The organism is Flavobacterium johnsoniae (genome assembly GCF_001879205.1).
Classification (GTDB): domain Bacteria; phylum Bacteroidota; class Bacteroidia; order Flavobacteriales; family Flavobacteriaceae; genus Flavobacterium; species Flavobacterium johnsoniae_A.
In genome coordinates, this window is record NZ_MLFK01000006.1 from 267,696 (window position 1) to 284,122 (window position 16,427).

9 protein-coding genes, 2 tRNA genes and 1 riboswitch are annotated in these 16,427 nt (G+C 34.6%); of the genes, 2 read left to right on the forward strand and 9 right to left on the reverse strand.

Annotation, left to right across the window (positions count from 1 at the left end):
- Positions 1-28 precede the first annotated feature (28 nt).
- On the forward strand, positions 29-4,684 hold the full coding sequence (locus BKM63_RS10460) for a hypothetical protein (RefSeq protein ID WP_071636741.1): 4,656 nt from the start codon (positions 29-31) through the stop codon (positions 4,682-4,684).
- Positions 4,685-4,869: 185 nt separating this feature from the next.
- Here the strand turns inward: BKM63_RS10460 and BKM63_RS10465 are convergent, their stop codons facing one another.
- From BKM63_RS10465 to BKM63_RS10500, 8 genes are all read right to left on the reverse strand, one after another.
- A complete protein-coding gene (locus tag BKM63_RS10465) occupies positions 4,870-5,964 on the reverse strand; it encodes an exopolyphosphatase (protein WP_071636553.1) in 1,095 nt (364 codons plus the stop codon).
- Between the two features lie 630 nt (positions 5,965-6,594).
- Positions 6,595-6,667, reverse strand: a tRNA-Met gene (locus BKM63_RS10470).
- A 126-nt stretch (positions 6,668-6,793) separates the two neighbouring features.
- Positions 6,794-7,318 carry a DUF4269 domain-containing protein gene (locus BKM63_RS10475; protein WP_071636554.1) on the reverse strand — a complete coding sequence of 175 codons (525 nt, stop codon included), beginning with the start codon at positions 7,316-7,318 and terminating at the stop codon, positions 6,794-6,796.
- Positions 7,319-8,830 carry a glycosyltransferase family 39 protein gene (locus tag BKM63_RS10480; RefSeq protein ID WP_071636555.1) on the reverse strand — a complete coding sequence of 504 codons (1,512 nt, stop codon included), beginning with the start codon at positions 8,828-8,830 and terminating at the stop codon, positions 7,319-7,321. It lies immediately after the preceding gene.
- Between the two features lie 213 nt (positions 8,831-9,043).
- Complete coding sequence (locus tag BKM63_RS10485; RefSeq protein ID WP_071636556.1) at positions 9,044-9,592, reverse strand: DUF4494 domain-containing protein; 549 nt, start codon at positions 9,590-9,592, stop codon at positions 9,044-9,046.
- Positions 9,593-9,773: 181 nt separating this feature from the next.
- Positions 9,774-11,333: a PKD-like domain-containing protein gene (locus BKM63_RS10490; protein WP_083572211.1), complete on the reverse strand. Its 1,560-nt coding sequence runs from the start codon at positions 11,331-11,333 to the stop codon at positions 9,774-9,776.
- A 17-nt stretch (positions 11,334-11,350) separates the two neighbouring features.
- Positions 11,351-12,508: a YncE family protein gene (locus tag BKM63_RS10495; RefSeq protein ID WP_071636558.1), complete on the reverse strand. Its 1,158-nt coding sequence runs from the start codon at positions 12,506-12,508 to the stop codon at positions 11,351-11,353.
- Positions 12,509-12,542: 34 nt separating this feature from the next.
- Entirely contained in the window at positions 12,543-14,588 is a 2,046-nt protein-coding gene (locus BKM63_RS10500) for a TonB-dependent receptor (protein WP_083572212.1), read from the reverse strand.
- Positions 14,589-14,690: 102 nt separating this feature from the next.
- Positions 14,691-14,925: riboswitch (cobalamin riboswitch) on the reverse strand.
- A 172-nt stretch (positions 14,926-15,097) separates the two neighbouring features.
- Between BKM63_RS10500 and BKM63_RS10505 the strand changes: the two genes are divergently transcribed.
- On the forward strand, positions 15,098-16,042 hold the full coding sequence (locus tag BKM63_RS10505) for a homocysteine S-methyltransferase family protein (protein WP_071636560.1): 945 nt from the start codon (positions 15,098-15,100) through the stop codon (positions 16,040-16,042).
- Positions 16,043-16,214: 172 nt separating this feature from the next.
- Here the strand turns inward: BKM63_RS10505 and BKM63_RS10510 are convergent.
- Positions 16,215-16,286, reverse strand: a tRNA-Glu gene (locus tag BKM63_RS10510).
- Positions 16,287-16,427: the final 141 nt, after the last annotated feature.

Sequence of the window (16,427 nt, forward strand, 5' to 3'; positions counted from 1 at the left end):
TTTTTCAAAAAAACAGAATTATTTGCTTATGAAAAAAAATTACAAAATACATTTCGCAGTGCTGCTTATCATGCTTTCGGTTGTTTTTTCTTATGGGCAGGATATCGCTCCTCCAAAAGAATTAGGTGCAGCTTCCAGCTCTATCGAAAAGATTGAAGCATCTGACCGCTGGGTAGATAAATTTTCAAATCAGGATTTGGTAGAACTGCCAATAGGTATTCGTAATACAGTAAATAATATTCAATATTCTATTGGAATCACTAAGGCGACTTTTTCTCCAGAGTATACTACTTTGACTGTTTTTTGTAGAGTTGATATTCCGCAGAAAGATAAAAACGGTCAGCCGATGCAGCTTTTCTTTGGTGCAGATAATGTTAAATTATCGCATCAGGGAGGTATTATGGGCGAAGCTAAATTAGTACTGCTGGGCAATGTAGATATTCCGTTTAGCGATAATAAATGGCAGCTTTCATTATATGGAGGTTTCGACATGGCAACCGGAAATGTAAACGATCTGACCTATGTAAAAATTGACTGCGATGGATTTAAAGAAATGAAAGTTTCAGGTGCGGTAGAGTTCTCCAGAAATTTAATTTTACCAATAGACCCATTAACCAAAACTGTTGATGAAACAAAAGCTACAATTCCAAAAACATATTATAACGGAAAAACTGTTCAAATACCCAATAGAGTTAGAGGAGAATTTAGTTTTACTGCCGGGAGCTGGAATGATATTTTAGTAAATGTAAGCTTGCAGCCATTTGTTTTGAAAGACAAACGAAACGGAAAAGATTTTGATGGTAATTTTCAGTTTCTGGTAAATAATGCAGTATTAGATTTAAGTGATTTAAAAAATGATCCGGTAGTTGTTTTTCCTGAGTATTATACAAAAAATGCACTTTTAGTACCCAGCCAGGAAGCTTGGAAAGGCGTATTTGTCCAGACTTTCGATGTAGGGCTTCCAAAGGAATTTCAAACCACAGATACCGCATCAAGTAAAGAAAGACTTCACTTAGGGGCGCAAAACCTGATTATTGATAAATTTGGGGTTTCGGGAACTTTTTATGCAGATAATGTCTTTCCATTAGACAGAGGAATAACAAGTCAGGAAAAATCGTGGGCCTATTCCTTAGATCATATTGATGTAACGATTGCAGCAAATACGTTTGTAAAAGCAAATTTAAAAGGACAGATCCTTTTGCCAATAAGCAAAGCATCAACAGAGAAAAAAGAAACTCCAGCGGCTCCTGCAGGAAGTACACCACCTAAACAAACACAGACAAATAGAGCAGGTTTAGAGTATAATGGGTTTATCTCAATGGAAGAACAGCAATTAGTTGTTATTACCAAAGATTCAATAGCCTTTGATATCTGGAAAGCAAAAGCCTTATTACTGCCTAATAGTTCTGTTGAGTTAAAATTAGTCAATGGACGTTTTTTACCCAAAGCAAACCTAAATGGTTCGGTTTCTTTTGGTACCAATAAAGGAGCTACAGATGATAAAGATGTAGAAGGAAAACGCACAGTAGATTTTAAAGGTATTTCTTTTGAAAACCTGCAGTTGCAAACCGTTTCGCCTATTATTTCTGTTCGAAATATGGGATATAAAGGCACAGTTGCCTTTGGTAATTTCCCTGTTTCCATTGGAAATATTAATGTTGCGATTAATGGAGATAATTCCCGAATCGATTTTGATCTGGGAATTAATTTGATGGAAAGTGTTGGTGCCGGAGCCACAGCCCGAATTGGAATAAAAGGCAAAATGTATGATGATGGATACAGGCAGCGAAGCCGATATGACGGCCTGGATTTATCGGCCATTAATATTGACTGTAAGTTTAGCGGGTTAACAATTAAAGGAGGTCTTATCCTAATGGAAAAAGATCCTGTGTACGGAAATGGATTCAATGCAGATCTTGAAGTCGATGTTGCTGGTGTTGTCAATGTAAAAGCAAAAGCTATTTTTGGACGTACGACCTTTAGATATTGGTATTTTGATGCCGCTGTTAAATGGCCGCCAACTCCCGCACCTTTCATGATTAATGGTTTTGGAGGAGGTGCTTATTATAAAATGCACCGAAATTCAGATATTGCTATCGGCGATTTTTCTCCATCAGGATTGAGTTATACTCCGGATGAAAAAATAAATCTGGGCGTTAAAGCTTTAATTTATTTTCACGTAGGTTCAGAAACAATCTGCGATGGTGAAGCAGGATTTGAAATCGCATTTAACTCAAAAGGAGGAATAAACAGATTGGCTATTTTTGGAAAAGCCAATGTTATGGCTAAAATTCCGGGACTTAAAAGTGTCACTGATTTAATGGGGAAAGTAGCATCGGATGTTACAGCAAAGAAAAGTTTCTTAGGAGTTACAGAAAGTGATCTTAAAGGTTCTTTTGCCAGTAAATATATTCCGGAAGCAAAAGAAGCAATTCCGGGAGATTTATCTGCTGCGGTAGGAATAAGAATGGCTGCAGCTATTGAATTTGATTTTGAAAACAAATCGCTGCATGCTACAACAGATGTTTATATCAATACACCAGGAAATTTCCTTTCAGGAACAGGACCGGGAGGGCGAGCAGTTTGGGGAGTTTTTCACAAAGATCCAAAAGATTGGTACATGTACGTAGGAACGCCAGATGACAGATGCGGTATAAAAATTGGGGTAGCCGGAATGTACTTAAAAACAACAAGCTACTTTATGGCCGGAACAGTACTTCCGGGAAGTCCGCCTCCGCCTCCTCAAGTTGCACAGATTTTAGGTGTCGATTTAAAGGAGCTGGACTATATGCGTGATGAAAATGCATTAGCAAATGGGGGAGGTTTAGCCTTTGGAGCCAGTTTGGATTTTGATACAGGAGATTTAAGTTTCTTGCTTTTTTACGCTCGTTTTCAGGCAGGAATGGGATTCGATATCATGCTTAAAGATTATCAGGAAGCAAGATGTTCTAATACAGGAGATCGTGTGGGTATAAACGGATGGTACGCTAACGGACAATCTTATGCTTACCTGCAGGGAGAATTAGGAATTAGAATTAAATTGTCATTCTTAAAACTAAAAGTGCCGATTATTTCTGGAGGTGCCGCTGTTTTATTACAGGCAAAACTGCCAAATCCGGTTTGGATGAGAGGATATATGGCTGGAAACATGAATATATTGGGAGGATTAATAAAAGGGAAATTCCGATTTAAATTTGAATTAGGAGAAGAATGCCAGTTTGAAAATGCATCGCCATTAGGAGGTATTAAACTGATAACCGATGTAACACCAAAACAGAGCTCTGCAGATGTAGATGTTTTTGCCATACCACAGGCCGCATTTTCAATGAAGGTTAACGAAGCTTTTGTAATTCCTGAAGATTCAGGAGATGTTACCTATAAAGTAATATTAGAAAAGTTTAAAGTATTTGACGGAACAAAAGAAATTCCAGGTGTTTTTGAATGGAGTTCTTTGAAAGACAGAGTTAATTTTGTTTCAACTGATATTCTTCCTCCGCATAAAGAATTAAAAGTTCAGGTTGAGGTAAGTTTCCAAAAAATGGTAAACGGTTCTTTTCAGCCTATAAAAGTAGATGGTAAAATAGCCACAGAATATGAAGAAAGATTATTTACAACAGGAAGCGCTCCTAATCATATTCCGCTCACAAATATTAAATATTCGTATCCTGTAGTAGATCAAAAGTATTTTCTTGAAGAAGAATATCCAAAAGGATATATTCAGCTGAAAAGAGGACAGGACTATTTGTTTGAGGATGCGAGTTGGGAAACCAGTATTAAAATGGATCAGGACGGAACTTCAAATTCAAAAGCAGTAGCTTTTAATTATGATACAAGTTCAAATGAAGTATATTACAATTTGCCAAACATCGATCAGGAAAAGAAATATAATTTTTCAATCGTAAGTAATTTGAAACAGCAATCGGCCACAAATGCGCCATCAAGTGTAAAAACAAATACAATTAATGATGAAGGAAATGATATTCAGATAAAAGAAAATCAGGCAGATGCATTGTCGAAAGCAGAAGGAAGTATCGAACGTTTAACTTACTCATTTAATACAAGTAAATACAAAACTTTTGCTTCTAAAATGAATGCAATTAATACTCAGAGCTATAATTTTGGAGTCTTGTATTCAGATGTTATTTACTTAACCAATACAATTTCAAGTCAGGAAGCATTTGATATAGTCGAACTTAGAGGAGTAAATTACAGTGATAGTAAAGCGATTGTAACAGCAGAATCTAAACTAAACGATCAATATTATACAACAGATATATTTCCTTATCTATATAAAGATTATCCTTTAAACGGTAATTTTTCTATAAGCAATAGAGATACAAGTGAGTTGGGAGTTATTCCGGCAAAAGCAATACCGCTTAATGCTTATTATATGACTAGTATAGAAAATGAAGTTAACCAGTCATGGACAAAAGAAAATTTTCCGTTTAAGTATAATTTACCGTTGCTTTATAAGCAGGATTGGATGGATTTAAACAATCAAATTGTAAACTCTTATGTAAACGGAGAAGCCGGAGTTGAAGTACTTGCCCAGCGATTTATAAACAGCAATTTCCTATTTATGCGATACGGAAATTATGAAATCGTAATGAAATATAATCTGCCGGGGAATAAACAGGCAAATGAGTTTGTTTATAAATTCAAAAACAATAATAATTTTAGGTAGTCTAAAATTATTTAATGAAATAAATATAAAAGGAAATGCTGCTTAATTTTAAGCAGCATTTCCTTTTTTTTCTGTTTTTCTTTCTGAGTTTCTTAGTGAAATAAAACAATTAGTTGGTGTCAAATCCTAAATAAAAAAAGGCTTCAGATTTTCTGAAGCCTTTTAAGATTGTAAAAAGAGATGTCTTAAAAATTAGTATTTACTCTTTTAGAACGTTCTGCAATAAATGAGATAAGCCAGGTTACCTGTCCTTCTTTTACAAAGTAAATTTTCTTTGTTTCTAAATTTGGTATCGCTTCCAGACATGAAACAAGAATGTTGTTTGCAGAGATTAAGTATTTCTGTTCGTAAGTGCTTAAAACTCTCGCAGCTTCTGAATTAGTTTTTGAAAGAGCAGTAAATTTGCCGAAATTATTCTTTAGAATTGCATCATAATCTATAACATCCTGTAGAGTCAAAGCAATATAATGCTCTTTTACGTTTTCGTTATAAAATAAAGTTGAAAATGCCCACACAGCACCACCTGATAAATATATTTTGTCTTTTTTGAATAAAAGAGGATTTTTTTCAAACAGGTCTTTTACTTTTTTACGCAGAACCGAGTTAAAATCAAAAGACTTTTCCTGATAAGTAGACATGTCATTTGCCTGAGATGGATTTAGAACCGTTTTTTGCACAGCATCAGTAAGTGTCATTGTACCAAAATCAAGCTCTAAAGGTATGAACTCTAATTTATTGTCTTTAAGTTCATCAATGTAACCGCCTTTGGTGGTTTGAGCGCCAATGTCAAGAAGAAAAGCATTTGCATAATCAACAGGAGGTATAGCACCTTTAACTAACGTTTTAGGTTCTTCGTTAACATCAAGTATTTCAAGCTCTTTGTTGGTAAGAGAAGAAATTTTATTTTTTAAAACATCAATGTTGCGGGCAGATTGAAAAACGGGAGCAGCAACAATAAATATATTTTCTTCAAGAATTTTATATTCAGATCTTATTTTTTTTAATTGGTCAGCAACTATAATACTTGCTTTGTTGATGTCTTCCTGAGGAAGCGCATTAGAAGCGGCAATATGATCAGCAAAAGGGATTCTTTCAGTCCAGAAAGAAAGAATTTTATAATCAGCTTTTTTGATATTACTTACATCAATAACTGAAACTTTTATTGCTCTTCTTCCAATTTCAATTCCGGCATAAATACTTTTTTGAGAATAAGAACTGATGGAAAATAATAAATTTAAAAGAATAAAAAATAGAATCTGGGGGTTGTGTTTTTTAAGCATTGTGTTTAAATATGATTATAATATAATTTGTTTTTGGATAAAGACTTTAAGGTAACTTTGCGGTATTTATGTGAAAGTCATAATTTTGTATTGAAAATAATGGGTTTCAATATGAGATTGCAAATTTATAAAAACATTTACTAATACAAACTCCGTTTACAGAAAACATATTAATTAATTTATTGTGCTGTATCTAAATTAATATTTCATTACAAAAGGCTTTTTGTTTTAGATTTTCCTTTCAATAAAATCAACTTAAAACTTTTATCATTTTGATAGTCAGGTGTATCATTTTGATAGGAGGTTACGAGATAGATAGTAACTGTTTGTTTTTATTTTGTTGGTATTCATTTGTTTACGATGTCTTGCTTTATTTTGGCATACAGTTTGAATTTACAAATAAGAAAAAACGGTGAATTAAAATAAAAAGTATGAAAGTAAATAAAATAAGAAAAAAAGATAAAACGAAATTCGAAACAGCGGATAACTCGATTAAAATAAAAGATAGAATTGTTAACTCAATTGTATTTACTGTCGTTTTTTGTATTGCTATTTTTATAATTTCTCGAATAGTTTAGGTTTTATATGAAATAAAAAAAGCTCCAGATTTCTCTGAAGCTTTTGTCTTAGTAGCGGGAACAGGACTCGAACCTGTGACCTTCGGGTTATGAGCCCGACGAGCTGCCTACTGCTCTATCCCGCGATGTTTCGGGTGCAAAGATAAGCACTAAATACTGTTATGCAAAGAAATTAATGAAATATTTTTATTAAACTATTCTTAATTGTAACTATTTGGTAAATAGTAAATTGTGTGTTTGTGTTTGCCATATCAAAGTTCGTATTCTAATAATTCTAAATACGGATTGGTTTTTAGACCCAATAATTTACCAAAAGCAGGCTCAGTTTTGTAACCATCTTGTTTGAGTTTTACGATTTCTAAACGGAAGTTTTCGCCTTTCGATTGCAGAATTTGGTGTTCTATAATCATATGTTTGTAGCCATTTTGACTTTGGGTTGGAATATTTTGCCCAAAGAGTTCTATTTCGAAATCATTTATTTTAAAATTTACAACGACAGATTCATGTTCATTAATGATAGTTTCCTGAATCTTAAATTCAGGTTTGTGTTTAAAAGTGACAGAGATTTTATCGATAAATTCGGTTTTGTTTTTCCAATAACAAATAATATCCAGATCGCTGTTTTCAATGTCAATATTTATGGGTATGGTACCAATCAGAATAGGAGTAAATTCAGAAAGAATTTCTAAAACCTTATTTTGACTTAAGGTTTCGTAGGCCTTAATCTGCTTTGGATTTCCAGTTTTTAAATATTCGATATTGGTAAAATCTATCATTTAATTATCGTATTTTTTTTCTTCATTAATTTCCTGTTCAAGTCTTTTATTGATATTGACTTTAGCATTGGTAAAAACAAAAATCGTTGTTCCATGTTCTCTGGCATATTTATTTTTGATTTTACCTGCTATAAATGCCGATTCAAAAAACGGACTTGTTTCTTTAAATTCATTACTGTTTTCTTCAAATTCTTTTACTCGAATAAGGTTTTTGTAATGAACATTCAGATTAAACCAATTAACATAATCGGCATTAAAAGAAACGGCTTTAATCCCTTTTTTGGTATAAAAATTAATCGCTCCTGCTTGCCCGTAGTTGTCGCAAAGTACCAATGTGTTTTCTGATTTTGGAAATAAGGTATAAACCGAATCGGTTTTTCGGGCCAGTTCTTTCCATCCCAGCATGTCGGCAAAATCTTGTTGTAAATCGTGTTCTTTTCCATCTTCCCAGCGATGTTTTTCCAGTTTTTCTGAAACTATTTTTTCCGGGCTTTTATTAGGGAAAACCAAATAATACATCGGAATAAAAAATAAAACCGGAAGTGCAATAAAAACCGGCTTTAAATATCGTTTCCATCCTGTCTTTAAAACATCTGAAAGAAAAACCGAACCAAAGGCAATATAAATAGGATACAAACCAATTGCATAATAAGCCTTGGCCTTGAAGTATAAAAAGACTAGTATTGTGAAGATTATCGAGGTAAAAAAGAACTTGAACTTTTCAAACGGTTTATAGAATAACAAGGCATAAAAAGAGGAAAGAATCACCAAGAAGGATCCAATAAAAAAGAAAAACTGTTCTTTTAAGAAATCGGCACGGTCTACATTTACCAATTGTGTTTCTGCCAATTCTTTCATGTGATGCACAATGGGAAAATGATTGTTGTACTGCCATAATAAATTTGGAAGAATTAATAGTATTCCTAATGTCAGCGCGAAGTATAATTTTTTCTCCGTTAATATTTTTCTTTCTTTAGAAAGAATAAGTGCAGGCAAAAGCCCGATTAACATAAACAGTATGTTGTATTTATTAAGAAAGCCAAAAGCAAAAACAATTGACCCAATATAAAACCATTTTGGTTTTTCGGAAATAATATATTGTATGATAATATAGTAAAATGTGGTCCAGCACAAAACATCAAATGAATTGGGCTGATACAACATGTTTATTCTTAATAGTGCAGAAAACACGATACATGTTGCGCCTAGGGCCAAGGCGTAAAGATTTCCTTTTAAGGATTCTATTGTTTTCCAAACAATTAAAAGAGTTAGCGCACCAAAAAGAGCAGGGAAGAACTTAACCCAAAAAACAGAATTTCCGAGTAATAAAATAAGATAAGAAAACCATGAAGTAACGGGCGGGACTGATAAATATCCCCAGGCTAAATGATGTGCCTGATCCAGATGTAAGTATTCATCGCGCTGTAAATCATATTCGGGACTTATTAAAACATACTGCAGAACAAATTTTAATATAATAAAACCAATTAAAAGGAGCGTTTTTTTGGTCATGGAACTTTTGGTTTTAAGTAAGTGGTTTTGTATCAGTTAAATAAAATGCAAAGCGAATATAGGGTTTATTTTGATTTTTTGTTGGGATAAGATTCTGTTTCCTTAAAATAAAAAAGCTCCAGATTTCTCTGAAGCTAATTCGTTAAAATTTCAATATTGAGAATAAAATTCTTAATTGGAATCTGGAGTTTCAATTTTTGGAGTTTTAAAAATTTATTCCTCCTCCGCGGTTTCAAATTCCATGTGGTCTACTATTTCTTCATCTGCCTTTACAGGTTTTGAAGCTTTTAGTGCGTTGAATCTTTCGAGCATTTCAGTTTCTTCTTCTTCACCGCTGAAATACGGGAAAACATCCATAATTGGCGATTCTGAAATAGCAGGAATCGAATATTCTCCCATTGTATTTTTCATAACATGAATCGTGTTATCATAAGCTTCTCGCACATCATTTGCCTGAACCAGCATATACATGTTTGATTTTCTTTCTTTACCGCTTTCTTCATCATAAGCAATTAAAGAAACTTTTGATTTAAACCAGCGATCGGCATTTTCAAATGGATGTATTTCGGCATAATTAGCCACTTTTATATTGGTGATTTTAAATTCTTCACTAATATAGGCAGCCATCTCTTCATTAATTCTTTTTTCGGCTTCTGTATAAGATATTGCATCTACCAAATAAGGTTCTGTTAAAACTTTTTGGCCTCCAGTTTCATCTGTTTTTCTATATTTTACTTTGCATTCGTACCAAATTGCGCTCATCTTTTCTGTTTTTTAAGGATGCCAAAGATAGATTTTGCAGCAAAATAAATAACCGAAATCCTGAAATAGATATTCACAATTTAAGTATGTTTTTGGTAACGTGCTGACTGTTTTGGTTTTAGCGTAAAATTAAAAAGCCTCAGATTTCCTGAGGCTTTTTTCCAAAAACATGATTTCTAAATTATGGTAAATTTAAATCTTTAAATCCTGAAACTTCTGTAGAAACTTCACCTAACCATCCGCCTTCGGCACGGTTTGAATTGTAAACCTTAATAAAGTCAATTCCTTTTAATTTTACCGATTCGCCTTTGGCATTTACCGCCCAGTTAATATCAATTTGACCTCTCACATCTGTGTTAGCCCAATTATCTGTATAACCCCATGCATAAGCTGGATTTGCCCAGTTTGTTCCTGTTCCCGATTTATCGTAAATGTTAGATTTTAGGAACGTTCCTTTAAAAGTTACTGTGTTTCCTTTCCACAATGGGTAAAAAGTTTGTTTATGAAACTGGTTTTTTGACAGATATCCGGTTTCTCCCTGATTGTCTGTCCAGCGAATGTATTTTGGCTCGTTTGGATTCGTTGGCTCAGTTTCTGGTTTGTAATACGTGATTTCGTAGTTTTTAATTGTCGTTTCTTTGTTGTGCTCAGAACCTGCGATTTCAAACCATTCGTCATCAGCTTTTCCGTTTCCGTTTGCGTCGTAAGAAACCATTACAATTCCTGGTTCAGACCAATCTGTGAATGCATTACCAAGAACTACAAAATCATTTCCGTCTTTATTAATAATAGTATGATCGAAACCAAATTGTACGTAACCTCCAAATCCGCCCAGACTTATCATGCTTCCGGTAGTTAAGGCCGTTTCTGCTTTTACTCTCATTGTTTCATCAGTATCTGTTGCAGTAGCTGCCGGAAGTGCATTTACAAATTGTCCAGGGGCAGGGAAGAAATCAAATACACGTGTAATTCTGTTTAAATAAGTTTTGTCTGCAACTGTAACTGTAAAAGTTTTAGAGCTTTCACCCACGCCATTTTTAGCCTTAAACTCAACATTGTAAGTCCCGGGAGCTGCGAAAACATAAAATAAATGGTTTGCAGTATCTATTTCCTGATTGTTTATAAACCATTTGTAAGCAGCACCAGAAGCATTTGTTACCTGTGGTTCAACTTTAAACCATTGCATTTTATCGACATTAAAACCGCCGGCAGGATTTGGTAAAGTAATTTCTGGTGCACTGGCCAGAATGCTTATTGTACGTCCGTCTGCGAAAGTAAAAGTCATGATTCCGTTTGCTAATGATACAGAAATAATTTCAGCCGCATCTTTTCCTTTTTGTCCAGATGCCGAAACTCCTGTATCTACACCATCAATAACCCAGTTTCCGTTACTTCCAATACTAATTTTAGGCGCTTCACCTTTATCTCCGCTTTGTCCTTTAGCAGATGTTCCGGTATCAACACCATCAATCCACCAGTTGCCGTTTTCTCCAATTTTTATGAAAGAAGAAGTATTACGAACTGTTAGTTTCGAACCGTCGCTCATAGTAATAACGTAGCTTCCTTCTTTGGTTTCATAGCTTACTACATATAATCTTTTATTTAGAACATCAAGTAGGTTTTCATATTGTGCCATTCGGGTTTTCAAGTCATTGACGTCGTTTTTAAGATCGTTAATATCGTCTTTATAACATCCTGAAAGAAGCAGGACAAGCGACAATGCTAGTAGAATTTTCTTCATTTTTTAAAATTTAAGGTTTATGGATTAATTATTGTTTTTTTAGTTTTAAAGGCAAAATGCGCCGGAATATCTCCTGTAGTTACTATGAATTTTGTATTTCCGTTTTTGTCAACACAATACAATTTTCCGGGCGAAACATAATCTCCGGCGTCTGTTATGTATACATTTAAAGAAATTGGATCTACAGCCACTCCGTATGGGGTTTTTATTTCGTCGGTTACTGTTTTTGGCAGAAAACTTTCAGAAAGCAGCGTTTCGGTTTTAACATTAATCATCGAGTAATTAATGATCCAGTCGAAAGTTTTATAATTGAATTCAGAACCAATTATATAAGCTTTGTCTCCCACAATTGTGAGGTTAGAACAAGTGATATCAAAAGTTTTTTTGATGTTATCGGTTTTGGTATCAATTACAAATAATTTAGGGCGAATGTCATAATAATCGCCGCGGGAACTTACATATAAATCTCCATCTTCATCGGCTTCAAGCCTGTGAAGGTTGATGGCAACTTCTATATCTTTGATTTTTGTAAAAGTTTTTAGATCGATTACAGAAACGGTTTTTTCATAATCTGGAGGACTATATCCTCCTGAATTGGCAACATAAAGTTTGGTGCCAACAATAGCCATTTCCTCCGGCTGACGGCCCACTTTTACGGTTTTTGTAATAGCAAGAGAGGTTGTGTCTATTTCGGCAACAAAACCATTTGGAGAATTCTCTCCTAATTGTACCTCGCCGTCGTAAGCACTTACGTAAGCTTTTCCGTTGGCAAAAGTTACATAGCGGCAGTTTTTTACATCAATCACTTTAAGGCGTTTCGCTGTGACAACATCCATAACTTCAACTTTATTAGAATTGTTGATTACAGAATATAGTTTTGAACCGTAAATCGCAATGTCGTTTCCAACATCTCCTAAGCCTAAAGTAGCCTCAGGATTTGCCTGACCGTAAACGTTACGTTTGTAAACGCCGCTTGCATAATCGTAATAATCCAGTGAAGCTTTGTTCATGTTCATATTCCCTTCATTTAGAAGATAAAAACCTTCTACGGTTGTAACAGTTTCTGGTGGTAAAACCACTATTTCTTCGGGAATAATGGGATCTTCTTCCTGACATCCCTGAAAGACAATTGCTGCAAATGCGAGTAAGAGCCAAAATTTGAAATTTGTTTTCATTGTTGAGATTTTAATTGTTGATGCTATTTTGGGTTTAAAAATTTAGAGACAGACTTAATCGATAATTTCTTCCCGGCATTGGGAAATTGAGTACGACATCATAATATTGATTAAACATATTGTTTACTTCACCGCTTATTTTTACCGGAAGTTTTTCAATTTTTCCATTCCAGATAAAGGCCATATCACTGGTGTACCAAGGTTTTACATAATTAACAGGAATGTTTGCTTTCTGGCTGTATCTTTCTCCTGTGTAAATAAAACTGTAGTTTAAATTCCAGTTTTTCCAGTTGATGGATGAAGTTAATGTACCGCTGTTTCTGGGTGTATATGGAATTTGGTTTCCATAGGTAGTTCCTTTTGGCGTAATATCGATTGCTTTTTGATAAGTGTAACTAAGGCCCAGATCTAAAAATATTTGCTCCGGAAATTTGAAAACGAAATTGGTGTTTATTTCTAAACCTCGAATATCGACTTCGCCCAGATTCATCATTGTCCATCTAAAAAGATTTGCAGAAGGCATTGCAATGATTTTATCTTTTACACGATTGTAGTAAACATCGGCCTGAAATGATGCCGAATGTAAAAACTTTTTAGGCTCAATGATATAGGTAGTGCCAAAATCATATTGAGTTGTGAATTCAGGACGTAGAGAACTGTTTCCAATGAAAGTATAGTACAAATCATTGAAAGTAGGCATTCGGAAAGACTCTTTGTAAAAAGCCCTGATTCTAAAATTCTTTACATCAAACGGCTGAAAGGAAGCCGATACAACCGGACAAAAAACATGCTGGCTGTCTCCCTGCTGGTAATATTTAACCTGTTCATCAACATAAGCTCCAAGTAAGTTTGCCTGAATATCCAGACGTTTCCAATGCATTTCGCTTGAAATTGCACCCAAATAAGAATATCGGGTAGGATAGGGGAAACGGTACAAATTGGCATCGAGTGTATTTATGGAGAAATCTGTCGCCAGAGACATTTTCCACCAGTCTTTTATATTGTAGAGATTGACAATTGAAGCGTAAAATTCGTTTTGATAATATTTATTGTCCAGTGCGCCTTCGAGGGTTTTGTAATCAGGATCGATGTAACGGCTGTAGTCTCGGCTGAATTTTACATTGGCAAGCATTTCGTGTTTTTCGAAAAAAGAATTTTGCACCGAAGCGTGAATGAAGAAATTTCGATCCCATTGTCGTTGGACATATTCATATTTGTTTGCTAAAATGGCACCCGGAAGACCTCGTTCAGAATCGTAATAATAGGCTTTAAGGTTAGCCTGCCCGTTTGCGCCGAATTTTGCGTTTAAATTTATTTCGACCCGTAGCGCTTCAATGTCTCCGTTTTGGCGAACGGCCGTTGTGTCATAACCGTCTTTTTTCTGGTATCTGTATTTGTATTTTCCATCGGCTTTCATCCATTCAATATTCGATGAAAGGGAAATTTTTGAAGCTATTTTTTGCTGATAAAGAAGAGAAGGATTCACCAATCCGAAAGATCCGGTTTTAAAAGAAGCGCGAACATTTGCATTTTTACCCGATTCAAAAACAGGAATTTTCGATTTCAGGAATAAGGTATTTGAAGAAAAGAAACCTCTTGCCGGCTGAAAAATGGTAGATTTCTGGCCGTTATAAAGTTCGATGGCTTCGATGTTGTCGAGAGAATATTTTCCCAGATCCACTTGTCCGTTTTGCGCATTTCCCACCGTCATTCCGTCATAAAAAACCGCTGTATGAGCGCTTCCTAAACTTCGTACGTTTATGGTTTTTAAACCGCCAATTCCGCCATAATCTTTTAATTGCACACCCGAAAAATACCGAACAGCATCGGCAACAGAAAGGCTGTTGAGGTTTTCAAGCTGTTTGCCCGATAAAATCTGAACAGGCATAGGCGATTCTATCCTAAACTCGCGTTTGCTTGCGGTTAGAATAACTTCGTTTAACGGAAGCGGTTTTAAAGAGTCAAGCTCTTTATTTTTAGGGTTGTCCTGTGCAAAAATCGGATTCGTGAATAAAATCCAAAGCAAGAAACATAACCCACCATGTACTAGGCTTAAATGCCTGTGTTTACATACGTGCATAGCAAAATAGTCTATTTGTAACAAATAGTTTTAAACGGAAAAAATTAAAATCAAATCTTAGTTTGATATTGTATTTGCTCCAAAGCTTTGGTCCACGAAAGCCTGAATTTATATGCAGTGGCAGGTCTCCTGACTTATTCCCATTTTGAGCCGCCTTCCCACATTTGAGAAAAATGCAGTGGCAAAAGATTAGATTTTGAAGCTTTAGAAAGCTTTTGAATCTGTCAAAATGTTGCATGGAACTTACAGTAACGGGCTTGTTCAGGATTTACACCTGATTCCCTCTTCGTCAGCTGCACTCGAAAAATGCAGCTAAACCATTGCGGGTGCAAATGTATATAAACTATGTTTGGTTATGGTGGTGTTTTTGAAAAAAATACTGTTTAGCGATTTTTTGATAAAATTGATTCTTTGAAAGTTTTCTTTGAGAAGTATTTGGAGAATTTAATATTTTGTAATTTAGTATTGTTATTTATTTGATTTTTAATACTTTGTAAATATTTGAGCAAATGAAAAAGACTAAAAATATGTTGCCAAATCAATCCAATGAAATATTTTTAACTGATGGAGGACTTGAAACGACATTAGTTTTTTTGGAAGGATTTGATCTTCCTTATTTCGCCGCTTTTGATTTATTGAAGAATAAGGAAGGGTACAATGCGCTTAAAGATTATTATTCTAGGTACTTGAAAATTGCTAAAGAGTATGAAACTAATTTTATTTTAGAAAGCCCAACCTGGCGGATAAATCCAGATTGGATTGAAAAAATTGGCTATTCAAGAAATTCACTGTCTGAATTAAATGAAAAAGCAGTTGCTCTTTTAGCAGATTTAAAATTGGAATTTTCAAATGATATAGAATCTATTCTTATAAGCGGCTGTGTAGGTCCTCGTGGAGACGGGTATGTTCCTGGTAATTGCATGAGCATTGATGAAGCCCAAGAATATCATTCAGAACAAGTAAGAGCTTTACGTAATTGTCCAGTTGATTTTATTTCGGCACTCACCATGAATTATGTAGAAGAAGTAATTGGAATTGTTAGGGCAGCAGAGGCTTTTGATATTCCTGCGGTTATTTCCTTTACCGTTGAGACCGATGGAAAATTGCCAACGGGCATGAGCTTAAAAGATGCAATCGAAGAAGTAGATAAAAGTGCTGCGGTTCCTCCACTATATTTTATGATTAATTGTGCACATCCAACACATTTTTTAGATGAACTACAAGAAAGTAAACATGAAAGCTGGGTAAAAAGAATAAAAGGCCTCAGAGCAAATGCTTCTTGTAAAAGTCACGCAGAACTAGACGAAGCCACGGAATTGGATAGAGGAACTCCAAAAGAATTAGCTAAAGAGTATAAAAAAATAAAAGATTCTTTTCCTCATTTAAATGTGTTTGGTGGCTGTTGTGGTACTGATGAAGAACATATTGTAGAGATTGTACAGCAGATGAGGTAACTTTAATTTTAGAAAAATTTTTAAGCTAAAAAAAGAAAAAGATAGATTTCGAGGTTATAAATGAAAGACGATTTAAGGCGTCTAATTTTTATTATGATTTTGGCAATTAAAAAATAAAAAAGATTTTAAATAAAAAAGCTTCAGATTTCTCTGAAGCTTTTGTTTTGTTAAGTAGTCCGTGGGGGAATCGAACCCCCCTTACCAGGATGAAAACCTGGCGTCCTAACCGATAGACGAACGGACCTGCTTTTGTAATGCGGGTGCAAAAGTGCAATTATTTTTGGAATGCACAAAAAGATTTTAAAAAACTTTTTTAGATATTTTTTAAAAAGTTAAAGGTCAGTAATTTAAAGATTGTGCAAAAAAGCAAACACCGGCCTTAGGT